The following is a 22,366-nucleotide window of genomic DNA, read 5'->3' as shown; positions in this document are numbered from 1 at the left end:
TTGGGAAGGCCTTTTTGCTATGGGCGGTTTGCTCATAAGAGCCACAGATTTGCACACCAGAGCCAACACAAGCCCAGCCTGACGACCGGGCTTTGGTGTTTTAGCTTGTTAAACCAGCCAATGGCTCGCTTTTACCTGTCGGAAGAATGGCCAGATAGCAGACTATTCCCACCATTTTCTGGCTATATCAGCGTTCTATCAGCTTCATTTACAGTTATTTGAATGATCCTGCAGGTGGTCAAATCAGGCTTCTGTCGCTTGCTGGCTACAGAGCAGTTCCATATTGACCACCCCCTCCTCCATCTGCACGTCGATCTTGAAGCCAAGCCGTTTGGCGAGGTTGACCATGCCGCGATTGCTGGGCATGGTCATGCCGGATAACTTGCCAATCCCCTGTTCTTTGGCGTAACGGATGATCTTCTCCATCATCAATTTGCCGAGCCCCACCCCTTTCAAGTCCGATCGCACCAGAATGGCAAACTCGGCATCGCTCTGGTCCGGGGTCGAGATAGCGCGCACTACGCCGAGGATCTGATCCTGCAGCTCGCCATCTTGCCCCACCGCTACGAAGGCCATCTCCCGGTCGTAATCGATCTGGGTCATGCGGGCCAACTCTTCGTGACCCAGTTCACCGACATCGGCGAAGAAGCGTTTGTACCTGTCTTCATCAGAGACTTGCAGCACGAACTGCTTGTGAGCCGGTTCATCTTCCGGCCGGATCGGGCGCAGTAGGATATGGCGTTGATCTTTAAGCCAGGCACCTTCCTCCAGTTCGGTAGGATAGGGGCGGATCGCCAGTCGGTTGCTGGTTGTGATGGCGGGGTCAGCCAGCGTGAGGCTGGCATCCAGTACCACCATCTCGGCGCCGCATGCTTGCAGCGGGTGCAGGTCCAGCTCCTGAATCTCCGGAAAGGCGAGCAATAGCTCGGAGAGCTGGCAAAGCACTTGGCCCAAGGCATCAATATCCAGTCGTTCCGGCGTCGCCTGTTCGCGGATCTTGCGGCTCTTGAGGGCACCGATGATCTGATAACGTGCCAGTGCCTGATTGAGCGGTGGCAAGGCTGCTACCATCTCCTGCGGTTCGGCGCCCGACTCACCCAGCAGGATGACGGGGCCAAAGATGGCGTCTTGCTGGATCCGCACCCGCAGCTCCAGGCCGCCGCTGCGGCGGGCCATGCGTTGCACCAGCAAGCCTTCGATGCGGGCGCCCGGATCGTGTTGTCTGACCCGATCCAGAATGGCATCTGCGGCTTGCGCCACTTCTGCCGAGGTGCGCAGATTGAGCACCACCCCGTGTACGGCAGACTTGTGTTGGATGTCGGGTGAGCGCAGTTTCACTGCCACCGGATAGCCGATCTGCTTGGCGGTCAGGGTCGCCTCGATGGCATCGGTGACGATCCAGGTTGGCAGGGTCGAGAGGCCGGCAGCCTGCAAAATTGGATGCACCAGATGGGTATCCAGCCTCAGCTGCTTGCGCTCCTGCGCCTGACGGACCAGATGTTGGCAGAGCTCGACATTGAGCTGGTTGCCATGCAGTGATGCCGGTGTCTCCATCAATTGCTTCTGGTTGCGGCGGTATTCCACCATGTGCATGAAGGCGGCCATGGCACTTTCCGGCGTGCGATAGGTCGGGAAACCTGCCTCGGTAAAGAGTTTGCGACCCTCCTGCGCCGAGTATTCGCCCGCCCAGTTGGTGAGGATATTGAAACGGCGCGCTCTGGGATGCTGTTTCAGATGGGCGATAAGATGGCTGGCCAGCGGTGCATTCGGTGCTGTGAGCGAGGGTGCGTGGATAATCAGGATGGCGTCGATGCCATCCTCCTGCAACATGCTGTCCAGCGCCTCCTGATAGGTTGTAATGGTGGCATCGCTACCGATGTCGAGCGGCGGGCGGGCTAGCTTGCCGCCCCGCTCCAGCAGCACATCCACCGCCATATTGGCCAGCCCGCGGCCGTTGGAGATGATGGCGAGCCGCTCCCCCTTGAGGGTCATGGAGTGGCTCAGGGTTTCGACCGCGGCAAACAGCTCGTGGGTATCTCGTACCCGCAGCATACCGGCGCGGCGGATGGCGGCGTCATAGACATTGTCGAGGCCGTGGGCCGGATCATGGCGTCCGCTTTTTAGCACCAGGATCGGCTTGTTGCGCGAGGCCGCCCGCGCCGCCGAGAGAAAGTGGCGGGCGTCGTGCAGCTTGTCCATATAGATCAAGATGGCACGGGTGACGCTGTCGCGGGAGAGCTGATCCAGCAGCTGGCCGAAGTCGATATCGCAGTGATCGCCAAGTGAGATAAAGGCGGAAAAGCCCAGTTCATGCTGCTTGGCCCAATCCAGAATGGTGGTGCTGACGGCGGCGGATTGCGAGAGAAAGGCGACCTGCCCCAGCTTGGCGGCAATGGGTGAAAAGCTGGCGTTGATCCCTTGGCCGGGTAGCAGCATTCCCATGCTGTTGGGGCCGAGCAGGCGAATGCCGTATTGTTGGCAGACCCGTTTCAGCTCCAGCCGCTCCTCGGGGGAAAAGTCGGCGGCCAGTATGATGGCTGCACCAGAGCCCTTATGGCCGAGCGCTTCCAATAGTGGCAAGACTCGTTCCCGTCTGGTGCAGATGATGGCGAGATCTGGGATCAGCGGCAGGCTGGCAATATCGGGATAGGCCAGCACGCCGGCGATGGCCTTGTTGCGCGGAGTGACCGGGAGGATGGGCCCTTTGAATTGGCCCGCCAGCAGGTGACGCACGATCACATGACCCGCCTTGAGCGGGTCGGTCGAGGCGCCGATCACGGCGATTGATTGGGGTTTGAACAGCCGATCCAGACCGCTTGCTTTCATGGGCACTCCCGACAAAAGGGGGAAGATACCAGTCTAATACGCCTTTGCTGCGGGTTCTGTGACCGGCTCCCGATCACCGTTTGTTCAGGGCATTGGCACGCAGATAAAAGCGCAGTTCGCCCTGTACCCGACGAATGGCTCCCAGGTAGCGTTCCTGCAGATAGATATCCTGCTCCCTATCCAGCGCCGTGCTGGGCACCCCCATACTTTGCAGATACTCGTCAAACAGGGTTGAACCCTTGATCTCTACCAGATGCTGTTTCATGGCTCTCCTCCCTGCGCCTTGGTGTTTGTTGATGAGTGCTCAGTCTGCGATGAGCTGCATGGTTTGCCTATTGTCACTTTTGACACGAGAGCGCTCACACATCTTTCAGAGAGGGCACCGTTGAGCCGCTGGCTGGCGTTATAGTATGGCGAGGAGAATGAGGTGCATGAGGAGCGGATGGTGCACGGGATGATCAGAGTCTGGTGGTGGTGTATGGCATTGTGGGCGGTTGGCGTATCGGCAGCCGAGCAGCCTATCCGCGCCTGGAATCTGTTGCTGGATCACCCCAACCCCGCCGTCGTCCAGTTGCTGCGGCTCTCTCTCGATCTCACCGTACCGGAGTATGGCCCCTACCAGCTGGTCCCCAGCCCCCAGATGGAGCAGGGGCGGGCTGTGAAGGAGTTGCGTAGTGGCGAGCTGGTTCAGATTGGCGTCTTTGCCCCGGATGGTGAACGGGAACGAGAGCTGTTGGCGGTCCACATTCCGCTGGCCAAGGGGCTGCTGGGGTGGCGGGTGTGTCTTGTTCGGCAGGGTGACGAGGGGCGTTTTGCTGCGATCGGCTCGTTGGTGGACTGGCATCGCGCCGGACTCTCCATCGGTCAGCACAGATCCTGGCCCGATACCCAGTTGCTCAAGGCCAACGGCCTAAAGGTGACGGTGGGCAATCTTTATGAGGCGCTTTTCAACATGCTGCGCAAGAAGCGTTTTGACTGCTTCCTGCGCTCGGTCATCGAGATCGAGGATGAACTCAGGCAGCACCCGGATCTGGCCATCGAGCCTCGTCTGGTATTTCGCTATCCGCTAGCGCTGCTCTTCTTTGTCTCGCCCAACTATCCGGAGCTGGCGCAGCGTATCGAGCTCGGCCTGCAGCGGGCACGGCAATCGGGCGCTTTTGATCGGGTTTTTGAAGAGGGATTTGGCAGCACCATTCGGCGGCTAAAACTGGATGAGCGGGTGCGCCTCGAGCTGCACAATCCCGACCTGCCGTTGCCCAGTCGCGTCATGATGGCTGATCCGGCACTCATCTATAAACCGGTGTCAGCGCAGTGAACCCTGATTCTGCGCGGTATCCCAGAAGGCGCGGATCAATGGCTCCTCCAGCCGCTTCTTGAGTACCCCGATCCCCACATCAAATGGCTTGAAGGCGGGCTTGAGGTCGATGATCCGTACCTTGTCGCCGAGCGGGCTGTGGTCGATCACCGCCGCCGGTACCAGCCCCACGCCACAGCCGAGCGCCACCATGGCGACAATCCCCTCGTTCCCCGCCACTTCGGCATAGATGTTGGGGGCTATCCCCTTGTTGCGAAACCACTGATCGCTGCGTTTACGGGCCAGTCCCTGCTCGGAGAGGATGACTGGCAGCTGCTCCCAATCCGGCTCCCCTTGACGGAACCACTGGTTCAGCTGCGGGGCATTGCGCGGCGCGATGAAGACCAGCGGCACCAGCTGCAGGCTGGCAAATTCGAGTTTGGCCGGCAGGGCATCGGGGCGGGCGGCGATAGCGAGATCGGCCTCGTCGGCCAGGATCTTGTCCACCGCCAGCGCCGGGTCGCCGGTCTCCAGCTTGATCTCCAGCTGGGGGTAGCGGCGGCGAAAGCGCTCCAGCACCTCGGGCAGCAGAAAGTAGCTGGCAGTGACCGAGCAGAACACGCGCAGCCGTCCCTGCAGTGGTTCATCGCTGCGTTTGAGCTCCTGCTTGAGCTGACGCCACTCCTGCAACAGGCCGCCGCCAAACTCCCGCAGCTTCTCACCGGCGGGGGTGAGCCGCACCGAGCGGTTATCTCGCTCGAACAGGATACAGCCGGTCTCCTGCTCCAGTCGCTGGATGGCGCGACTCAGGGTGGAGGGGCTGACCGCCATGGCATCGGCACTCTTGCCGAAGTGGAGGGAGTCGGCGAGGTGGAGAAACAGCTCGAGATTGCGAAGGTCCATCTTTCAGCTCCTGGCGCGGCATATGTGCCCGATATCCAGCGGTTGGCGGCTTGTTTCTGCCATCTCGCGGTACATTCAGCAGGCAATTATGAAGGGTGGTCGTTTCAGTTATTGCAACGTACTGTTTCGAATATATCAGTTCAGGCAATAAGTGTCCCGCGCTATAGTGGTTCAGACAACGCCGCTACCCGGCATGGAATCAATCGAACGGAGCAATCACCATGGCTAACTATTTCAACACCTTGAACCTGCGTCAGCAGTTGGCCCAACTGGGCAAGTGTCGTTTCATGCAGCGCGAAGAGTTCGCGGACGGCTGCAACGTGCTGAAGGGCAAGAAGGTGGTGATTGTGGGCTGTGGTGCCCAGGGTCTGAACCAGGGTCTGAACATGCGCGACTCCGGGCTGGATATCTCCTACGCCCTGCGCAAGGCCGCCATCACCGAGAAGCGCGCCTCATGGCAGAAAGCCACCGACAACGGCTTCGCGGTCGGCACCTATGAAGAGCTGATCCCGACCGCCGATCTGGTGCTCAACCTGACCCCGGACAAACAGCACTCCGACGTCGTCAAAACCGTGATGCCGCTGATGAAGCAGGGCGCTGCATTGGGCTACTCCCACGGTTTCAATGTGGTGGAAGAGGGTCAGCAGATCCGCTCCGATATCACCGTCGTGATGGTGGCGCCCAAGTGCCCGGGCACCGAGGTACGTGAAGAGTACAAGCGCGGCTTCGGTGTACCGACCCTGATCGCCGTTCACCCGGAGAACGATCCCAAGGGCGAAGGCATGGCCATCGCCAAGGCGTGGGCCTCTGCCACCGGTGGCGACCGTGCCGGCGTGCTGGAGTCCTCCTTCGTAGCGGAAGTGAAATCTGACCTGATGGGCGAGCAGACCATCCTCTGCGGCATGCTGCAAGCAGGTTCCCTGCTCTGCTACGACAAACTTGTTGCCGAAGGCACCGACCCGGCCTACGCCGGCAAGTTGATCCAGTTTGGTTGGGAGACCATCACCGAAGCCCTGAAACAGGGTGGCATCAGCCTGATGATGGACCGCCTCTCCAACCCGGCCAAGCTGCGCGCTTTCGAGCTCTCCGAGCAGCTCAAGACCCTGATGCGCCCGCTGTTCGAGAAGCATATGGACGACATCATCGCCGGTGAGTTCTCCCGCGGCATGATGGCCGATTGGGCCGAAGATGACGTCAAGCTGTTCACCTGGCGTGAAGAGACCGGTAAATCCGCCTTCGAAAATGCCCCGGCGTTTGCAGGCAAGATTGCCGAGCAGGAGTACTTCGACAATGGCGTGGTGATGGTGGCCATGGTCAAGGCGGGTGTCGAGCTGGCGTTCGAGACCATGGTGGCTTCCGGTATCTACGAGGAGTCCGCCTACTACGAATCCCTTCACGAGTTGCCGCTGATCGCCAACACAGTTGCCCGCAAGCGTCTGTACGAGATGAACGTGGTCATCTCCGACACCGCCGAGTACGGCAACTACCTGTTCGCCAACGCCGCCGTGCCCTTGCTGCGCGAGCACTTCATGCCGACCCTGAAGGCGGGTGATCTGGGTGCCAGCAAGGCGGAAGGGCAGAGCGTGGATAACCTGGCGCTGCTGGCGGCTAACGAAGCGACCCGCAACCATCCGATCGAAAAAATCGGTCAGGTACTGCGTGGCTACATGAAGGACATGAAACGCATCGCTGTTGGCGGTTAAGCCTGCATCGGGCTGGATGATGAAGGGGCGGGGATGACGATCCCCGTCGCCGGTCGGACTGGACACCCGACCGGCTAGCCAGAAAAATCAGCCTGACAATCATAAAAAAGCCCCGCTCATCGAGCGGGGCTTTTGCATTCAGAAAGGTCTGATAAATCAGGCTTTCCACGCTTTCCAGGTGTTGATCAGACCGTTGGTGGAGCAGTCGTGGCTGGTGACAGCCTCGTTGTTGCCCAGCTCCGGCAGGATCTTGTTGGCCAGCTGTTTGCCCAGCTCCACACCCCACTGGTCGAAGGAGAAGATGTTCCAGATTGCGCCCTGTACGAAAATCTTGTGCTCGTACATGGCGATCAGGGCACCCAGGGTTTTCGGGGTCAGGCTCTTGAACAGGATGGAGTTGGTCGGGCGGTTGCCTTCGAACACCTTGAACGGCACCAGATCCTTGACCTGCTCCAGGGTTTTGCCTGCCGCCAGGAACTCGGCTTCAACCTCTTCCTTGCTCTTGCCGAAGGCCAGTGCCTCGGTCTGGGCGAAGAAGTTGGCCAGCAGTTTCGGGTGGTGATCACCGATCGGGTTGTGGCTGATGGCCGGCGCCAGGAAGTCACAGGGGATCAGCTTGGTGCCCTGATGGATCAGCTGGTAGAAAGCGTGCTGGCCGTTGGTGCCCGGCTCACCCCAGATGATGGGGCCGGTCTGGTAGTCAACCGGCTTGCCGTTGCGATCCACGTACTTGCCGTTGGATTCCATGTTGCCCTGCTGGAAGTAGGCAGGGAAGCGGTGCATGTACTGATCGTACGGCAGGATGGCTTCGGACTCGGCACCGTAGAAGTTGTTGTACCACAGGCCAATCAGCGCCAGCAGCACCGGCACGTTCTGCTCATAGGAGGCAGTGGCGAAGTGCATATCCATCTCGAAGGCGCCTTGCAGCAGGGCTTCAAAGTTCTCGAAACCGACAGACAGGGCGATGGGCATGCCGATGGCAGACCAGGAGGAGTAGCGGCCGCCAACCCAGTCCCAGAACTCGAACATGTTGTTGGTGTCGATACCGAACTCGGCCACGGCCTTGCCGTTGGTGGAGAGGGCAGCGAAGTGTTTGGCAACGTGGGCCTTGTCACCGGCGATGTTGATGAACCAGTCGCGAGCGGTCAGGGCGTTGGTCATGGTCTCCTGGGTGGTGAAGGTCTTGGAGGCCACCAGGAACAGGGTGGTTTCCGGATCGATCTTCTTCAGGGTTTCGGCGATGTGGGTGCCATCGACGTTGGAGACGAAGTGCATCTGCAGGTGGTTTTTGTAGGGACGCAGAGCCTCGGTGATCATCACAGGGCCCAGGTCAGAGCCACCGATACCGATGTTGACCACGTGCTGGATCGCTTTGCCGGTGTAGCCTTTCCACTCGCCGGAGATGATCTTCTCGCAGAAGCCCTTCATCTTGGCCAGTACGGCGTTCACTTCCGGCATCACATCCTTGCCGTCGCACTCGATGGGGCGGTCGGAGCGGTTGCGCAGGGCTACGTGCAGTACGGATCGCCCTTCGGTCATGTTGATCTTGTCGCCATTGAACATGGCATCGATCGCGCTGCGAAGATCGGTCTCTTTGGCCAGATCAACCAGCAACTTGAGGGTTTCTTCGGTGATCAGGTTCTTCGAGTAATCAACCAGGATGTCGCCGCCGAAGGTGAGGGAAAACTTGTCAAAGCGCTTCGGGTCCTGTGCGAACAGATCCTTGAGTCGGGTCTCTTTGTTTGCTGCAAAGTGGGCTTCCAGTGCCTGCCAGGCCTGGGTTTGGGTTGGATTGATGTTTTTCATAGGATTCCTGAAATGCCAAGTTGTGTTTGAACCTTGCAGGCAAGGTCCCGCCAAACCTTATTATCCGAGCATTATAGCGAGCCGGCTGGGCGGCCCGTGTAACAGAGTTTTACCGATTGTCTTTTACCGCAATGGGGCAACCGTCGGGAGTATACAACCAGAACATCGGGATTATGAGTCACGAAAGCAAGGGGGATCTTGCGCTCGCTCATGATTGGGGCTGGCCCGCAGCTCTGAAATTGTTTTCATTCAGCCGGCCTGATTATGCAGCGGATGGCGTGCCAGAAATGACAATGCCAGCCCGAAGGCTGGCATTGTGGGTTGCTGCTTTACCGCGATCATGCCTGCGGTTTTTGCATGTGCATCACCATCTGCGGGAAGGGAATTTCGATCCCTTCGGCATCAAAGGTGAGTTTCACCTTCTCGTGGAAGTCGAACCAGACACCCCAGTAGTCGCCGGTCTTGACCCACGGGCGCACCACGATATTGACCGAGGAGTCGGCCAGCGCGGCGACGGCGATGGTAGCGGCCGGATCCTTCAGGATGCGCGGCTCTTCGTTCACCAGACGCTCAAGGATCTGCTTGGCCTTGCGCAGGTCGGAGCCGTAGCCGATACCGAAGGTCATGTCGACGCGGCGGGTATCCATGCGGGAGTAGTTGACGATGGTGCCGTTGAGGATGGCGGAGTTCGGAACTACCACCATCTTGTTGTCACCGGAGGTGAGGGTGGTGGTGAATAGCTGAACGGATTGCACCACGCCAGACGTGCCTGCCACTTCGATAAACTCGCCCGCCTTGATGGGGCGGAAGATGATCAGCAGGAAGCCAGCGGCAAAGTTGGAGAGCGAGCCTTGCAGCGCCAGACCGATGGCCAGACCGGCGGCACCGATAATGGCGACGAAGGAGGCGGTCTGGACGCCGACCCGGCCCAGCGCGGCGATCACCACGAACACCAGGATGGCGTATTTGAGGATGCTGCCAACGAAGTGGGTGACAGTGGTGTCGAGCTTGCGCGCCTGCATCACTTTTACCACGCCACCGCTGAGCAGATTGGCTGCGATATAGCCGACCAGCAGGGTGAGCAGGGCGGCCGCGATGTTGACGGCATACTCGATCAGCAGGCCCTGGTTATTGACCAGCCAGGTCTGCGCTTCGGTAATGATTTCGGGTTCCATAGGATGTCCTTTCGGGTGCTAAAGGTTTATGGCGCATGAATCTAACATCGCAGCGCGACAGTCCGGGTCGCATCTGGTGCTTATTTTACTGCCATAAAAAACTGCCACAAAAAAGAAGGGAGGCCAAGGCCTCCCTTCTTCAAGCTAGGTGAAAAGCGCTGCCGATCAACTTTGTAGCAGTTGACTGCGAATAAATTGCCACTGATCCTCAAAGCCGGCGGTGGGCTTGAGCTTGAACTCGGAGCGGACGAACTGACTGATGCGACCTTCGGTGTAGGCCAGCAGCAGATTGGCCAGCATGGTCTCATCGAGCTGGAAGCCCTGACCCTCGCGCAGTCGCTTCTCGCGCAGCACCTGTTTGATCTGGGTCTCCAGCTTGTCGAACAGGATGCTGATGCGGTCTCGCAACCGGTCATGCTCCCCCAGCAGGGCATCGCCGTTGAGGATGCGGGTAATGCCGGGATTGCGCTCGGCGAACACCAGCAGCAACTGCAGGATGTGGTGGCAGCGCGCCATGGTGTCTTTCTCTTCCGCCATGATCAGATTGACCCGTGACAGCAGGGAATCCTCGATAAAGTCGATCAGCCCCTCGAACATCCGCGCCTTGCTGGGAAAGTGTCGATAGAGGGCAGCTTCAGATACGCCGACCTCGGCCGCCAGACGGGCCGTGGTGATACGCTGCCCCGGACTGGTTTCCAGCATATGGGCGAGCGCCTGCAGGATCTGATCGCGCCGACTCTGTTTCTGATTACTGCTTGCCATGGATTCCCCTAAAAAAACAATGGCTTGATTCTGTTATTAGGCACCGCCCATCAGGTTGGTGTGGTCTGTTATTGACGACCGGAAGAACCAAAACCGCCTTCGCCCCGTTCGCTCTGGTTGAACTCATCGACCAGTTGGAAGGTGGCCTGAACCACCGGCATGATTACCAGCTGGGCGATACGCTCGCCGGGTTGCATGGTGAACTCATCCTTGCCGCGGTTCCAGACCGAGACCATCAGCTGACCCTGATAGTCGGAATCGATCAGACCGACCAAGTTGCCCAGCACGATGCCGTGCTTATGGCCAAGGCCGGAGCGGGGCAGAATGGTGGCACACAGACCCGGATCCTGAATGTGAATAGCCAGACCGGTCGGTACCAGAGTGGTATCGCCCGGAGCCAGAGTCAGCGGCGCATCCAGCAGGGCACGCAGATCCATGCCGGCAGAGCCGGGAGTGGCGTAGGCGGGCAGCGGGTACTCGGTACCGATACGGGCATCCAGAATCTTCAGTTCAATTTGTGTTGTCATGAATCGCTTTTTCAGTTGGATCTTGTGTTGGCGCCCATCTTGGCAAGGCGGGGCGCCGTGAGTCTTGTTCTTTCGGGGCGCTTAGCGCCGATAGTGACACGCAATCAGGGCAACCAGATGACGGGCCAGCGTCAGCTTGTCGGCCAGCGGCAGAGGCGCCTGGCCCCCTTGCCAGAACACGGTCAGGGCGTTGTCATCGGCGTTGAAGCCTTGCCCCTCGCGGGATACATCGTTGGCGGCGATCATGTCCAACCGCTTTCGCTGCAATTTATCGAGGGCGTATTGTTCCACATCCACGGTTTCGGCGGCAAATCCGACAGTGAAGGGTTTGTCTGGAAGGGCGCCGACGGCAGCAATGATGTCGGGATTTTTCACCAGCTTCACCACCATCTGATCGTTGTCACCGGTCTTCTTGATCTTCTGGCTGGCGACCTGCTCGGGGCGGTAGTCGGCCACCGCAGCGCAACCGATGAAGAGATCGCATTCTCCCACCCGGCTCATCACCGCCTGATGCATCTGTTCGGCGCTCTCGACATCAATGCGGGTGACGCCCACAGGTGTAGCCAGCGTTACCGGGCCGCTCACCAGCGTCACCTCGGCGCCCGCTTCACGAGCGGCGCGGGCGATGGCAAAGCCCATCTTGCCGGAGCTGTGGTTGCTGATGTAGCGCACCGGATCGAGCGCCTCGCGGGTCGGACCGGCGGTCAGCAGTAGCTTGACGCCCGCCAGCAAGGGCTCGGCGGCCAGCTGCTGGCAGCAGCGCTCCACCAGTTCGAGGGGATCCAGCATCCGGCCCGGGCCCACATCGCCACAGGCCTGGCTGCCGGAGTCCGGCCCCCACAGCAGGACGCCGCGGCTGGCCAGGGTCTTGAGATTGGCTTGGGTGGCTGCGTTGAGGTACATCTGCTGGTTCATGGCGGGCGCCAGGGCGACCGGTGCCGGGGTGGCCAGACAGAGGGTGGTGAGCAGTTCGTCGGCCATGCCGGCCGCCATACGCGCCATCAGGTTGGCGCTGGCGGGGGCGATCAATACCAGATCGGCCCACTTGGCCAGCTCGATATGGCCCATGCCCGCTTCGGCAGCCGGATCCAGCAGGCTGTCCGCCACCGGATGGCCGGAGACCGCCTGCAGGGTCAGTGGCGTGATGAACTCCTTAGCGGAGCGGGTCATCACCACCCGCACCTCGGCACCCTGATCTTTCAGACGGCGTACCAGCTCGGCACTCTTGTAGGCGGCGATCCCGCCGCTGACACCCAACAGGATGCGTTTATCGGCCAATCTCATCTGCTGTTTCTCTATCCGGCTCACTTTGACTGGTCGGCTAAGATACCACAGGCAGGGGATGACGACAGGGGTTGGCATCAAGGGGTTGTGGCGGGGAACACGCAAATATTTGCTATGTTTTTCCTCAACAGGGAGAGAGGAGAGACAAATGAGCATCAAGGAGTGGCCGGAAGATGAACGTCCCAGAGAGAAGCTGCTGCGACAGGGGCCGACGGTGCTCAGCGATGCCGAGCTGCTTGCCATCTTCCTGCGTACCGGCGTCAATGGCCTGAGTGCGGTCGATCTCTCCCGTAACCTGTTGAATCAGTTCGGATCGCTGCGCAATCTGCTGGGTGCGGATCAGCGCGCTTTCTGCGAGGCCCACGGCCTTGGCCCGGCCAAATATGCCCAGTTGCAGGCGGTGCTGGAGATGGCCAAACGCCATCTGGCGCAGCAGTTGCAAAGGGGTGATGCCCTCACCTCGCCCCAGCTGACCCGCGACTATTTGCAAGCCCAGCTGCGGGATCGGCCGCGCGAAGTGTTTGCCCTGCTGCTGCTCGACAATCAGCACAGAGTCATTCAATTTGTTGAGCTTTTTTACGGCACAATCGACTCGGCGAGCGTCTGGCCAAGAGAAATCGTGCAGATCGCGCTCAAACATAATGCAGCCGCGGTGATTCTGGCGCATAATCACCCGTCCGGCGTCGCCGAGCCCAGTAGGGCCGACCGCCAGATCACGGATCGGATCACGGCCGCTTTGGCCCTGATCGATATCAGAGTGCTGGATCACTTGGTGATCGGTGATGGCATCACGGTTTCTTTTGCCGAGCGCGGTTGGCTATAACTGTGCTCTGGCACCGTATTAGTTGATCTTTGATCACGGATGCTGTATAAAATGCCGCCTTCTGTTTGCCCCGCAATCGAAGGCCAGCGGGGCAGATATTTGCTCGAGCAATGAAGTAAGATTTGGAGAGACTGACATGTCTAGAGTATGCCAAGTAACCGGCAAGCGCCCGGCAGTTGGTAACAACCGTTCGCACGCTAACAACGCTACCAAGCGTCGTTTCCTGCCGAACCTGCACACTCACCGTTTCTGGGTTGAGAGTGAAAAACGCTTCGTAAGCCTGCGCGTATCCGCAAAAGGCATGCGTATCATCGACAAGCGTGGCGTTGAAGTGGTTCTGGCTGAACTGCGCGCCAGCGGTGTTAAGGTATAAGGAATTAGATCATGGCTAAAGGTATTCGCGAGAAAATTCGCCTGAACTCCAGCGCCGGTACTGGTCACTTCTATACCACTACCAAAAACAAGCGCACCATGCCCGAAAAAATGGAGATCAAAAAGTTTGATCCCGTTGTTCGTCAGCATGTGATCTACAAGGAAGGCAAAATCAAGTAATTACTTGATGCTGCATTCCCAAAAACCCGGCTTCGTGCCGGGTTTTTTTATGCGTCGAATTCAGTACACTGCCGGTTCAAAGGGAGACTTGCCATGTTCAAATTGAGCCGCAAAGGCTGGAATAACGTGATCATCGTGGTGGTGCTGATCGTGATCACCCTGTTGCATCGTATGGAGTTGGCCCAGCAGGAGAATAGCGCCAAGCGCGCTCGCCCCTTGCTGCCTGATGAGGCTGTGGTGCTCACCTGGCAGGGGCCGAGCTGGCAGATTGAGCGGATCGGTCAGGGCTGGCGCAGCGGGCCGGATCTGGGGCTCGACAGCGCGCAGCTGGATGCCCGGCTGGCACGTTGGCAGGGCTGGTTGTTACCCCCCGGTGAAGCGGTACGCGGTGCGCCGGTGACCATCAAGGTGTGGATTGCCGGCCAGAACGATCCGGTCGAGATCGGCCTCTATCAGAATAGCGGTCAGTATGGTGCCCAGCTGCCGTCCGGTCTCTGGCTCGCCCTCACAGCCGAGCAGTATCGCGATCTGCTGCGCCCTGCCCCCTGAGTTCCTTTTCCTTGCGAGGTACCCATGCCTGAATTGCCAGAAGTTGAAGTCAGCCGTCAGGGGATCTCCCCCTGGCTCATCGGTATCAAGGTGACGCGCGTGGTGGTGCGGGATGGCCGCCTGCGCTGGCCGATCCCCGGTGAGATTCAGGAGCTGGTGGACCTCACCATCCATCGGGTGCGCCGCCGTGCCAAATACCTGCTGCTGGAGACCGATTTCGGCACCGCCATCCTTCATCTGGGGATGTCCGGCAGCCTGCGGGTACTGGATATCGGCACCCCGGCCGAGAAGCACGACCACGTGGATATCGAGCTGGAGAATGGCAAGCTGCTGCGGCTAAACGATCCGCGCCGCTTCGGCGCCCTGCTCTGGACCAGGGAACCGGCCGAAGCCCATACGCTGCTCGCCAAGCTGGGGCCCGAGCCGCTCACCGATGCCTTCAGTGCTGATTACCTGCAGGGGCGTGCCAAGGGGCGCAGCACTGCCATCAAGCAGTTCCTGATGGACAATCAGGTGGTGGTCGGGGTAGGCAACATCTACGCCAACGAGGCGCTCTATGCCGCCGGCATTCACCCCAAACGGGCGGCGGGCAATATCAGCGCCGAGCGGCTGGGAACCCTGGTGGCCGAGATCAAGCGGGTGTTGGCCGAAGCCATCCGGCAGGGCGGCACCACCCTCAAGGATTTCACCAGTGCCGATGGCAAGCCAGGCTATTTCGTGCAGCAGTTGCAGGTCTACGGCCGTGGCGGTCAGCCCTGTTTCCACTGTCACACCCTGCTGACCGAGACAAGAATGGGGCAGCGTACCACGGTTTTTTGCAGTCATTGCCAGCGCTGAGCGTACTTTTTTCCCCGATCCGGGGGAAGTTGTAACAGCATATTTCCAGGCTGTTGAATATTTGCGCAGTCATTACTAGTATCAGCGGCCGTTCAGGCGGTTTGAGAACTAGAAATGACTTTAAAATCAATAGACTGGGAGTATCTATCCCGGCAGGAGCGCTATTGCGCAAAATCCATGGCCCGCTTCCTCTATCCCGAGGGGTGCGAGCGCCAAACCTTCAATCGCGGCAAGTTTGTGCTGCGCAGCCTGCTCTATCGCAAGTCGTTGAGCCGGGTCTTCAGCCTGTTTCAGTGCGACTCGCTCAAGGCGCTTCCAGCTGTTTATCCCGAGCTGCTCGACAAGCCGATGCGTCCCTATCGCTTCGCCTGTGCCAGCGCCCGTCAACGGGCCGAGATGCTGGAAAACCACTATCGGTTGCTGCTGGAGTGCTACCCCCAGCTGATTGATCCCCTCTATCTGGGCGAGGGGATCGAGTTGGGGCACTATCCCCAGAGTGGCTGCCGCCTTCTGCTGCGCCATGATGGCACCTTCCGCCGCGAGGCCGAGCTGGCGCTCTCCATCGTCAACGGCGAGGGGCAGCGCCTCTACAGCTGCGCCTTTTCGCTGGCGGGTAGCGTCGATCATTTGATTCTGATGATCGGCTCCATGCAGGGGCCGGAGCCTGCGGTCGAGAATGCCCAGGATCGGGTGCGCGAGCTGACCAAAGAGGGACACGGCCTGCGGCCCAAATCCCTGCTGGTGCAGCTGGTGCTGCAACTGGCGCAGGCCATGGGGGCGGCAGAGGTGCTGGCGGTGCGCAAGCGGGCCCACGTGTTTCAGGCCAAGCGCTACAGCAGCAAGCAGAAAGCCAATTTGCAGGCCGATTATGACGAGCTGTGGCAGGAATTCGGCGCCCGGGATGTGGATGCCAACTTCGTCGCCCTGCAAGCCCAGCCGCGCAAGCCGCTGGAGGAGATCGCCTCCAAGAAGCGGGCCATGTACCGGCGCCGCTACGAGTGGCTCGATCTGCTGGTGCAGGAGATGAATGAGCGGTTTGCCCGTCAGTAACCGGCAAGCATGCTGACCTCTCTATAACGAGAAAGATACAACAAGGGCTACCCGTGGGTAGCCCTTGTTCGTTGTTGCCGTCGGGAATGGCCAGTGTGGAAGGGGATCACCCTTTCTGTTTGGCGGCGATGGCTTGGGCCACCACGGGGTCGACAAACTGGCGGATGTCGCCACCGTGCAGCGCCACCTCTTTCACCAGGGTGGAGGAGATAAAGGAGTTCTCCTCGGCCGGGGTGAGGAAGACGCTTTCCAGCTCAGGCATCAGGCGGCGGTTCATATTGGCCAGCTGAAACTCGTACTCGAAGTCGGAGACGGCGCGCAGGCCGCGGATCAGCACGTTGGCCTGATGCTCTTTGGCGAAATCGACCAGCAGACCGGAGAAGCCCACCACCTTGACGTTGGGAAGCGTGCTGGTCACTTGCTGGACAAGCTGGACACGTTCTGCCAGATCGAACAGAGGTCGCTTGCTCGGGCTGTTGGCGACACCGACCACCACCTCGTCAAACAGCTTGGCGGCGCGGCCGATGAGATCGGCGTGGCCATTGGTAACGGGATCAAACGTCCCGGGATAGATCACCCTGGTAGTCATCTTTGCGGTCCTGCAACCTGGAAATTTGGTCGCATTATAAGGTCGTCGCTTGAGAATAGCAGTGCATCAGGCAAGAATACGCCATCGCGCATCAAGCCTCCCTGCATTGGTGACAGGGAGCAAAGGGATTTTTTATGAAACGTATTCTGGTCGTTCGCAATGACAAGATTGGTGACTTCATGCTGGCGTGGCCGAGTTTCGCCATGCTCAAAGGTTCCATGGAGTGTCATGTGACTGCCCTGGTTCCGGCCTACACGGCCCCGCTGGCCCGGCTTTGCCCCTGGATTGACGAGGTGATCATCGATCCGGGCGTGCGTGCCGACAAGGAGCAACAGCGGGCACTGCTGGCCCGGATCAAGGCGGCGGCGTTCGACGCGTCCATCTGCCTCTTCTCCAACTCCCGCAACGCCATGCTGGTGTGGAAGGCACATATCCCTTACCGGCTGGCGCCGGCGACCAAGCTGGCGCAGGTGCTCTACAACCAGCGACTGGTGCAGCGCCGCTCCCGCTCCCAGAAGCCGGAATCCGAGTACAATCTGGAGCTGATCCGCCGCTTCCTGGCCGATCAGCAGGTGGCCGTGGTGGAGCCCAAGACCCCCTTCCTGCAGTTCGATGACGAGACTCTGCGGCAGGTGCGCGAGCAGCTGGCGCTCAAGCTCAAGCTCGATGCCAGCCGCCCCTGGCTGATGGTGCATGCCGGTAGCGGCGGTTCGGCCAACAACCTCTCCATCGAGCAGTATGCCCGCATCATCATCAAGCTCAATCAGGCCTGCCCCGAGCTGCAGTGTGTGCTGACCGCAGGCCCGGGCGAGGAGAAGATGGCCGAACAGCTGGCGGCCGAGTTGCTGGCCCATGGCGGTAACGGCTGGATCTACCGCTCCAGTGATGGCTTGCCGATGTTCTGTCAGGTGCTCGCCAACGCAGCCCTGTTTATAGCCGGCAGTACCGGCCCGCTCCATATTGCCGGCGCGCTCGATGTGCCGACCATCGGCTTCTTCCCGATGCGCCGCTCCGCCACTCCGCTGCGCTGGAAGCCCCTCAACAGTGAAGGGCGCCACCTCGCCTTCAGCCCGCCTGAGGATAGCGACCATCCTGAGGATATGAGCCAGCTCGATCCCAAGACCATGGTGCCGGTGATGGCCCGCTGGGCGGCGCCGTTCTGGCAAAAGTAAGGTGTGCAGCAATGCAAACAGGGCCCCGCGGGGCCCTGTTTCGTATGACGGTTATTCCGGCTGCTGCGGTTGCTGGCGCACCCAGAGGTCGGCGTATTTGACGAAGGTGGAGTGGGCGGAGAGGATGGCCAGCAGCAACCCCTGCTTGCCATCGAGGAAGCCCGCTTTGAGCAGGTACATCTTGATGAAGCAGCCGACCGCGTGGATCAGCCCCTGACTGAGGGAGCCCTTCTTGCCGCGGGCGGTGCGCTGATCGGCCCAGGCGCGGGCATAACCGGCGGATTTCACCAGATAGTGCTCCAGATCCCGATAGGTGAAGTGGAGCAGGTCACCATGAATATTGACGATCTTCATGTTGGCGCGCACTTCCACCTTTTCGTGCACCAGTGCCTCGTTGTAGCTGGTGAGCGCCTTGGGATAGAGGCGCAGCACCCGATCCGGATACCAGCCGCTGTGGCGGATAAAGCGGCCAAACACCCAGGAGAGGCGCGGGATCGAGTAGATGGTATCGCTGGCCGGATTGGCCATCACCTCGGCGATGGAGGTTTTCAGCTCGGGGGTGAGCCGCTCGTCGGCGTCCAGCCACAGCACCCAGTCGGATTGCACGTGGGACTGGGCCAGTCGGCGCTGTTTGCCAAAGCCCGGCCACTTGGCGTTGACGAAGAAGCGGGCACCAAACTCGGCAGCGATGGCCGGGGTCTCGTCCTGACTGCCGGAGTCCAGAATGACGATCTCGTCCACCAGTCCGTCGAGGGAGGCGAGGCACTTGCGCAGGTTGTCGGCTTCATTCTTGACGATCAGAACGGCAGCCAGAGTCGGTTTTTTCACGAATGTGGGCTCACGGTTATTGCCCGGCTGGCGGGTCGAATGCGTATTGATGGGCCATTCTAACGGAAAAATGGGCCAAAGAGAGAGCCGCCATTGCCCGTTTCCATCAGCTGTTTGACTGTCTCCTCTCGTCCGGTTGGAAGCGGGCCACCGCTGGAAAAATGGGGTGACGGCAGCGTCTGCCAAGGATCTTCTGTTATTTATCCAGTCATTCTTGGGGCATAATCTCGCCCAGTGATGATTAACAGCCGGGCCAGACCCGAGAGAAGACGCGTAATGAAAATATTGGTGATCGGCCCCTCCTGGGTCGGCGATATGGTGATGTCCCAGAGTCTCTACAAGGCGATCAAGGCCAACCATCCGGAGTGCGAGCTGCACGTGATGGCCCCCGCCTGGTGCTGCGCCCTGCTGGAGCGGATGCCGGAGGTGGACAAGGCGATCACCATGCCCCTTGGCCACGGTGACTTCAAGCTGGTGGCACGCCGCCGCCTCGGCAAGCAGCTGGCGGCGGAGAAGTACGATCAGGCCATCGTCCAGCCCAACTCCATGAAGTCGGCGCTGATCCCCTGGTTTGCCCGCATTCCGGTCCGTACCGGCTGGAAGGGCGAGAGCCGCTACGGTCTGCTCAACGACCTGCGCAGCAACAAGTCTGCTTTTCCGCTGATGGTGGAGGGCTATCTGGCGCTCGCCTATCCCAAGGCGCAGATGAAGAGCCGGGCCGATATTCCGACCATTCCGCACCCCTCTCTGCACGTCGATCTGGTTAACCAGAGCAAGGCGCTGGAGCGATTGGGGCTGGATCGCGCCCGCCCGGTGCTGGTGCTCTGTCCCGGTGCCGAGTTTGGCCCGGCCAAGCGCTGGCCGGAGGGGCACTACGCCGTGGTGGCCCAGCAGCATCTGGACGAGGGGTGGCAGGTGTGGATCTTCGGCTCCAACAAGGATGTGCCGGTAGCCAATACCATCCGGGATCGGGTCAACCTGCTGACCCGCCCCAACTGCCACGTGCTGGCGGGCAAGACCAGCCTGCACGAGGCGATCGATCTAATGGCGCTGGCCAGCCGGGTCATCTCCAACGACTCCGGCCTGATGCACATCGCCGCCGCCCTCAACCGGCCGCTGGTGGGCGTCTATGGCTCCACTTCGCCGCTCTACACCCCGCCGCTGGCGGATCGGGTCGAGATCGTTCACACCGACATCGAGTGTCGCCCCTGCTTCAAGCGCACCTGCAAGTTCGGCCATCTCAAGTGCCTGATCGAGCTGGCGCCGGAGCAGGTGGTCGATGCCTGCAAGAAGCTGGAGCAGAGTCAGTAAGATGCCCTACCGCCTGCTCTACAACCTGCTGATCCATCTGGGATTGCCGCTGGCGCTGCTGGCCCTCTACAAGCCTAAGAAAGGCAAGCCCGGCTTTGGCAAGCGCTGGGCCGAGCATCTCGGGCGGCTGCCCGCCACCGGACAGGAGGCGCCGCTCTGGATCCATGCGGTGAGCGTGGGGGAGACGCTGGCCATCACGCCGCTCATTCGCGCCCTCAAGGCGGAGCGGCCCGATCTGCCGATCCTGCTCACCACCACCACCCGCACCGGTGCCGATCAGGCTGCCAGGCTGGGGGATCTGGTGATCCATCGCTACGCGCCGCTCGACTACCCCTGGGCCATTGCCGCCTTTCTCGACACCTTCAAGCCGCGCGCGCTCTGGGTGATGGAGACCGAGCTGTGGCCGAACTGGCTGGCCGCCTGCGAGGCGCGCCACCTGCCGGTGACCATCATCAACGCCCGCCTCTCCGAGCGTTCCTGCCAGCGTTATGCCCGCTTCCACGGTGCCTTCGACGCCCTGAGCCGGCCGCTGACCCATCTGCTCTGTCAGCATCAGGATGACGCCGACCGCTTCGCCCGCCTCGGCATCGATCGTTCGCGGCTGGCGGTGACCGGCTCCATCAAGTTCGACATCCAGTTTGGTGACGAGGTGCAGGCCAAGGGGCGCGCCCTGCGCCAGCAGCTGGGTGCCGAGCGGCCGGTCTGGATCGCCGCCAGCACCCATCTGGGTGAGGACGAGCAGGTGCTGGCCGCCTTCGATCTGCTGCTCAAACGCCATCCCGACGCGCTGCTCATTCTGGTACCTCGCCACCCCGAGCGGTTTGACCGGGTGGCCGAGCTGTGTGCCCCTTACGGCTGCGTGCGGCGCACTGATGGTGCTGCGGTGAGTGCGGAGGATAAGGTCTATCTCGGCGATACCATGGGCGAACTGCCGCTGATGCTGGCGGCGGCCGATGTGGCCTTCGTCGGCGGCAGTCTGGTGAAGATCGGTGGTCACAACCTGCTGGAGCCGGCAGCGCTCGGCAAGCCCTGCCTGACCGGTCCCGCCTACTTCAACTTCAGCGATATCACCCGCCAGCTGGTGGCTCAGGGGGGCGCCGCCATCGTGGCCGATGCCGCCGAGCTGGGCGAGCGGGTGAGCCAGCTGTTTGCCGACGAGAGCGCCCGCCGCGAGATGGGCGAGCAGGCCCGCGCCGTGGTGCTGCGCAATCAGGGAGCCCTGGCGCGTACCCTCTCGCACTGCCTGACCGCACTGGAGAACGACTGAACCCATAACGAGCATCGTACTGGCTCTCGATTTTCAACTGCAAAAGCGCCAAAGCAGCTGCTCCCCGTTTCACACGTCATCAAAGAGGCAACCATGTTCAAGGCTCTGTTACTGGAAAACCAAGACGGCAAGACTGTTCCGACTCTGACCCGGCTGGCCGAGAGCCAGTTGCCGGAAGGTGAGGTGCGGGTAGCGGTCGCTTACAGCTCCATCAACTACAAGGATGGGCTGGCCATCACCGGCAAAGGCAAGATAGTGCGCCAGTGGCCGCTGGTGCCCGGCATCGACTTCACCGGTACCGTGCTCGAATCTGCCGACAGCCGCTATCAGACCGGCGACAAGGTGGTGCTGACCGGTTGGGGCGTCGGCGAAGGGCACTGGGGCGGCATGGCCGAACAGGCGCGGGTCAAGGGGGACTGGCTGGTGCCGTTGCCCGCCGGGCTGGATGAGCGCCAGGCCATGTGCATCGGTACCGCCGGTCTCACCGCCATGCTCTGCGTGCTGGCACTGGAAGAGGCGGGTATTACTCCAGATAGCGGCGAGGTGCTGGTCACCGGTGCGGCAGGCGGCGTGGGGGCCACCTCGGTTGCCCTGCTGGCAGCCCTTGGCTATCAGGTGGCTGCGCTGACCGGTCGTCCGGAAGAGCAGGGCGCCATGCTCACTGCGCTGGGTGCCAGCCGCATCGTGCCGCGCAGCGAGCTGCTGGTGCCTGCCAAACCGCTGGAGAACCAGCTGTGGGCCGCTGCCATCGATACCGTCGGCAGTCAGGTGCTGGCCAAGCTGCTGGCCCAGATGAACTATGGCGGCGCCGTGGCGGCCTGCGGGTTGGCGGGCGGCTTTGATCTGCCTACCAGTGTGATGCCCTTCATCCTGCGCAATGTGCGGCTACAGGGGGTCGATTCGGTGATGTGCCCGTTTGAACGTCGTCAACTGGCGTGGCAGCGACTGGCACGGGATCTTCCTGCCAGCTTCTTCGCTCAGGCGGTCACCGAGATTGGGTTGGAGCAGGTAGTGGAGGCAGCCGAGGCCATTACGCAAGGCCAGATCGCCGGCCGGACCCTGGTCAAACTTTGAACTCTTTCTGACTGGCGAGCCCGACAATTCCGGA

At 60.7% G+C, this 22,366-nt stretch carries 23 protein-coding genes; 13 read left to right on the top strand and 10 right to left on the bottom strand.

What is annotated here, in order from left to right; translation table 11 throughout:
- The coding region (locus tag G5149_RS20365; RefSeq protein WP_421213528.1) for a hypothetical protein at positions 1–222 on the top strand (222 nt) is incomplete at its 5' end.
- Between the two features lie 21 nt (positions 223–243).
- Here the strand turns inward: G5149_RS20365 and G5149_RS20360 are convergent.
- Entirely contained in the window at positions 244–2,826 is a 2,583-nt protein-coding gene (locus G5149_RS20360; RefSeq protein WP_421213526.1) for a GNAT family N-acetyltransferase, read from the bottom strand.
- Positions 2,827–2,899: 73 nt separating this feature from the next.
- Positions 2,900–3,091 (bottom strand): hypothetical protein, encoded by a 192-nt coding sequence (locus tag G5149_RS20355; protein WP_005342100.1) that lies wholly within the window; start codon positions 3,089–3,091, stop codon positions 2,900–2,902.
- A gap of 189 nt (positions 3,092–3,280) precedes the next feature.
- Between G5149_RS20355 and G5149_RS20350 the strand changes: the two genes are divergently transcribed.
- Positions 3,281–4,141 (top strand): hypothetical protein, encoded by an 861-nt coding sequence (locus tag G5149_RS20350; RefSeq protein WP_041234369.1) that lies wholly within the window; start codon positions 3,281–3,283, stop codon positions 4,139–4,141.
- On the opposite strand, the gene ilvY is transcribed toward G5149_RS20350, so the two are convergent.
- Positions 4,130–5,023: an HTH-type transcriptional activator IlvY gene (ilvY, locus tag G5149_RS20345; protein ID WP_005342097.1), complete on the bottom strand. Its 894-nt coding sequence runs from the start codon at positions 5,021–5,023 to the stop codon at positions 4,130–4,132. The genes G5149_RS20350 and ilvY overlap by 12 nt on opposite strands.
- Before the next feature lie 221 nt (positions 5,024–5,244).
- On the opposite strand from ilvY, the gene ilvC reads away from it, so the two are divergent.
- Entirely contained in the window at positions 5,245–6,726 is a 1,482-nt protein-coding gene (ilvC, locus tag G5149_RS20340) for a ketol-acid reductoisomerase (RefSeq protein ID WP_005355979.1), read from the top strand.
- A 156-nt stretch (positions 6,727–6,882) separates the two neighbouring features.
- On the opposite strand, the gene pgi is transcribed toward ilvC, so the two are convergent.
- The 5 genes from pgi to coaBC form a co-directional block, all read right to left on the bottom strand.
- Positions 6,883–8,532: a glucose-6-phosphate isomerase gene (gene pgi / locus G5149_RS20335; protein ID WP_005339491.1), complete on the bottom strand. Its 1,650-nt coding sequence runs from the start codon at positions 8,530–8,532 to the stop codon at positions 6,883–6,885.
- Positions 8,533–8,870: 338 nt separating this feature from the next.
- Positions 8,871–9,707 (bottom strand): mechanosensitive ion channel domain-containing protein, encoded by an 837-nt coding sequence (locus tag G5149_RS20330; protein WP_041210774.1) that lies wholly within the window; start codon positions 9,705–9,707, stop codon positions 8,871–8,873.
- Between the two features lie 165 nt (positions 9,708–9,872).
- The gene (slmA, locus tag G5149_RS20325; RefSeq protein WP_005339495.1) at positions 9,873–10,469 is read right to left on the bottom strand and encodes a nucleoid occlusion factor SlmA; all 597 of its coding nucleotides are present in this window, start codon (positions 10,467–10,469) and stop codon (positions 9,873–9,875) included.
- A gap of 68 nt (positions 10,470–10,537) precedes the next feature.
- A complete protein-coding gene (dut, locus tag G5149_RS20320) occupies positions 10,538–10,996 on the bottom strand; it encodes a dUTP diphosphatase (protein WP_216979843.1) in 459 nt (152 codons plus the stop codon).
- Between the two features lie 81 nt (positions 10,997–11,077).
- Positions 11,078–12,280 (bottom strand): bifunctional phosphopantothenoylcysteine decarboxylase/phosphopantothenate--cysteine ligase CoaBC, encoded by a 1,203-nt coding sequence (gene coaBC, locus G5149_RS20315; protein ID WP_216979844.1) that lies wholly within the window; start codon positions 12,278–12,280, stop codon positions 11,078–11,080.
- A gap of 148 nt (positions 12,281–12,428) precedes the next feature.
- Between coaBC and radC the strand changes: the two genes are divergently transcribed.
- From radC to G5149_RS20285, 6 genes are all read left to right on the top strand, one after another.
- Positions 12,429–13,103, top strand: coding sequence for a RadC family protein (gene radC, locus G5149_RS20310; RefSeq protein ID WP_033113596.1), 675 nt, complete (start codon positions 12,429–12,431; stop codon positions 13,101–13,103).
- 136 nt (positions 13,104–13,239) lie between these two features.
- Complete coding sequence (gene rpmB / locus G5149_RS20305) at positions 13,240–13,476, top strand: 50S ribosomal protein L28 (RefSeq protein WP_005307492.1); 237 nt, start codon at positions 13,240–13,242, stop codon at positions 13,474–13,476.
- Positions 13,477–13,487: 11 nt separating this feature from the next.
- Entirely contained in the window at positions 13,488–13,655 is a 168-nt protein-coding gene (rpmG, locus tag G5149_RS20300; RefSeq protein WP_005307500.1) for a 50S ribosomal protein L33, read from the top strand.
- 93 nt (positions 13,656–13,748) lie between these two features.
- Positions 13,749–14,204 (top strand): hypothetical protein, encoded by a 456-nt coding sequence (locus G5149_RS20295; RefSeq protein WP_421207234.1) that lies wholly within the window; start codon positions 13,749–13,751, stop codon positions 14,202–14,204.
- A gap of 24 nt (positions 14,205–14,228) precedes the next feature.
- The gene (gene mutM, locus G5149_RS20290; RefSeq protein ID WP_421213522.1) at positions 14,229–15,041 is read left to right on the top strand and encodes a bifunctional DNA-formamidopyrimidine glycosylase/DNA-(apurinic or apyrimidinic site) lyase; all 813 of its coding nucleotides are present in this window, start codon (positions 14,229–14,231) and stop codon (positions 15,039–15,041) included.
- Between the two features lie 114 nt (positions 15,042–15,155).
- Complete coding sequence (locus G5149_RS20285) at positions 15,156–16,091, top strand: VirK/YbjX family protein (RefSeq protein ID WP_421213520.1); 936 nt, start codon at positions 15,156–15,158, stop codon at positions 16,089–16,091.
- A 106-nt stretch (positions 16,092–16,197) separates the two neighbouring features.
- Here the strand turns inward: G5149_RS20285 and coaD are convergent, their stop codons facing one another.
- Positions 16,198–16,680 carry a pantetheine-phosphate adenylyltransferase gene (coaD, locus tag G5149_RS20280; protein WP_040069411.1) on the bottom strand — a complete coding sequence of 161 codons (483 nt, stop codon included), beginning with the start codon at positions 16,678–16,680 and terminating at the stop codon, positions 16,198–16,200.
- Between the two features lie 134 nt (positions 16,681–16,814).
- Between coaD and G5149_RS20275 the strand changes: the two genes are divergently transcribed.
- On the top strand, positions 16,815–17,852 hold the full coding sequence (locus tag G5149_RS20275; protein WP_005342077.1) for a glycosyltransferase family 9 protein: 1,038 nt from the start codon (positions 16,815–16,817) through the stop codon (positions 17,850–17,852).
- 51 nt (positions 17,853–17,903) lie between these two features.
- On the opposite strand, the gene G5149_RS20270 is transcribed toward G5149_RS20275, so the two are convergent.
- Positions 17,904–18,680: a glycosyltransferase family 2 protein gene (locus tag G5149_RS20270; protein WP_337073801.1), complete on the bottom strand. Its 777-nt coding sequence runs from the start codon at positions 18,678–18,680 to the stop codon at positions 17,904–17,906.
- 276 nt (positions 18,681–18,956) lie between these two features.
- Between G5149_RS20270 and waaF the strand changes: the two genes are divergently transcribed.
- The 3 genes from waaF to G5149_RS20255 all read left to right on the top strand — a co-directional run bounded on the left by waaF (position 18,957) and on the right by G5149_RS20255 (position 22,332).
- Positions 18,957–19,991: a lipopolysaccharide heptosyltransferase II gene (waaF, locus tag G5149_RS20265; protein ID WP_100647129.1), complete on the top strand. Its 1,035-nt coding sequence runs from the start codon at positions 18,957–18,959 to the stop codon at positions 19,989–19,991.
- A 1-nt stretch (position 19,992) separates the two neighbouring features.
- The gene (waaA, locus tag G5149_RS20260; protein ID WP_216979850.1) at positions 19,993–21,258 is read left to right on the top strand and encodes a lipid IV(A) 3-deoxy-D-manno-octulosonic acid transferase; all 1,266 of its coding nucleotides are present in this window, start codon (positions 19,993–19,995) and stop codon (positions 21,256–21,258) included.
- A gap of 93 nt (positions 21,259–21,351) precedes the next feature.
- On the top strand, positions 21,352–22,332 hold the full coding sequence (locus G5149_RS20255) for an MDR family oxidoreductase (protein WP_421213516.1): 981 nt from the start codon (positions 21,352–21,354) through the stop codon (positions 22,330–22,332).
- Positions 22,333–22,366: the final 34 nt, after the last annotated feature.

This window comes from Aeromonas sp. 600479, from assembly GCF_049175515.1.
Taxonomy (GTDB): domain Bacteria; phylum Pseudomonadota; class Gammaproteobacteria; order Enterobacterales; family Aeromonadaceae; genus Aeromonas; species Aeromonas veronii_A.
The sequence above is the reverse complement of the archived record's forward strand: the minus strand, read 5'-3'. Positions and strand labels throughout refer to the sequence as shown.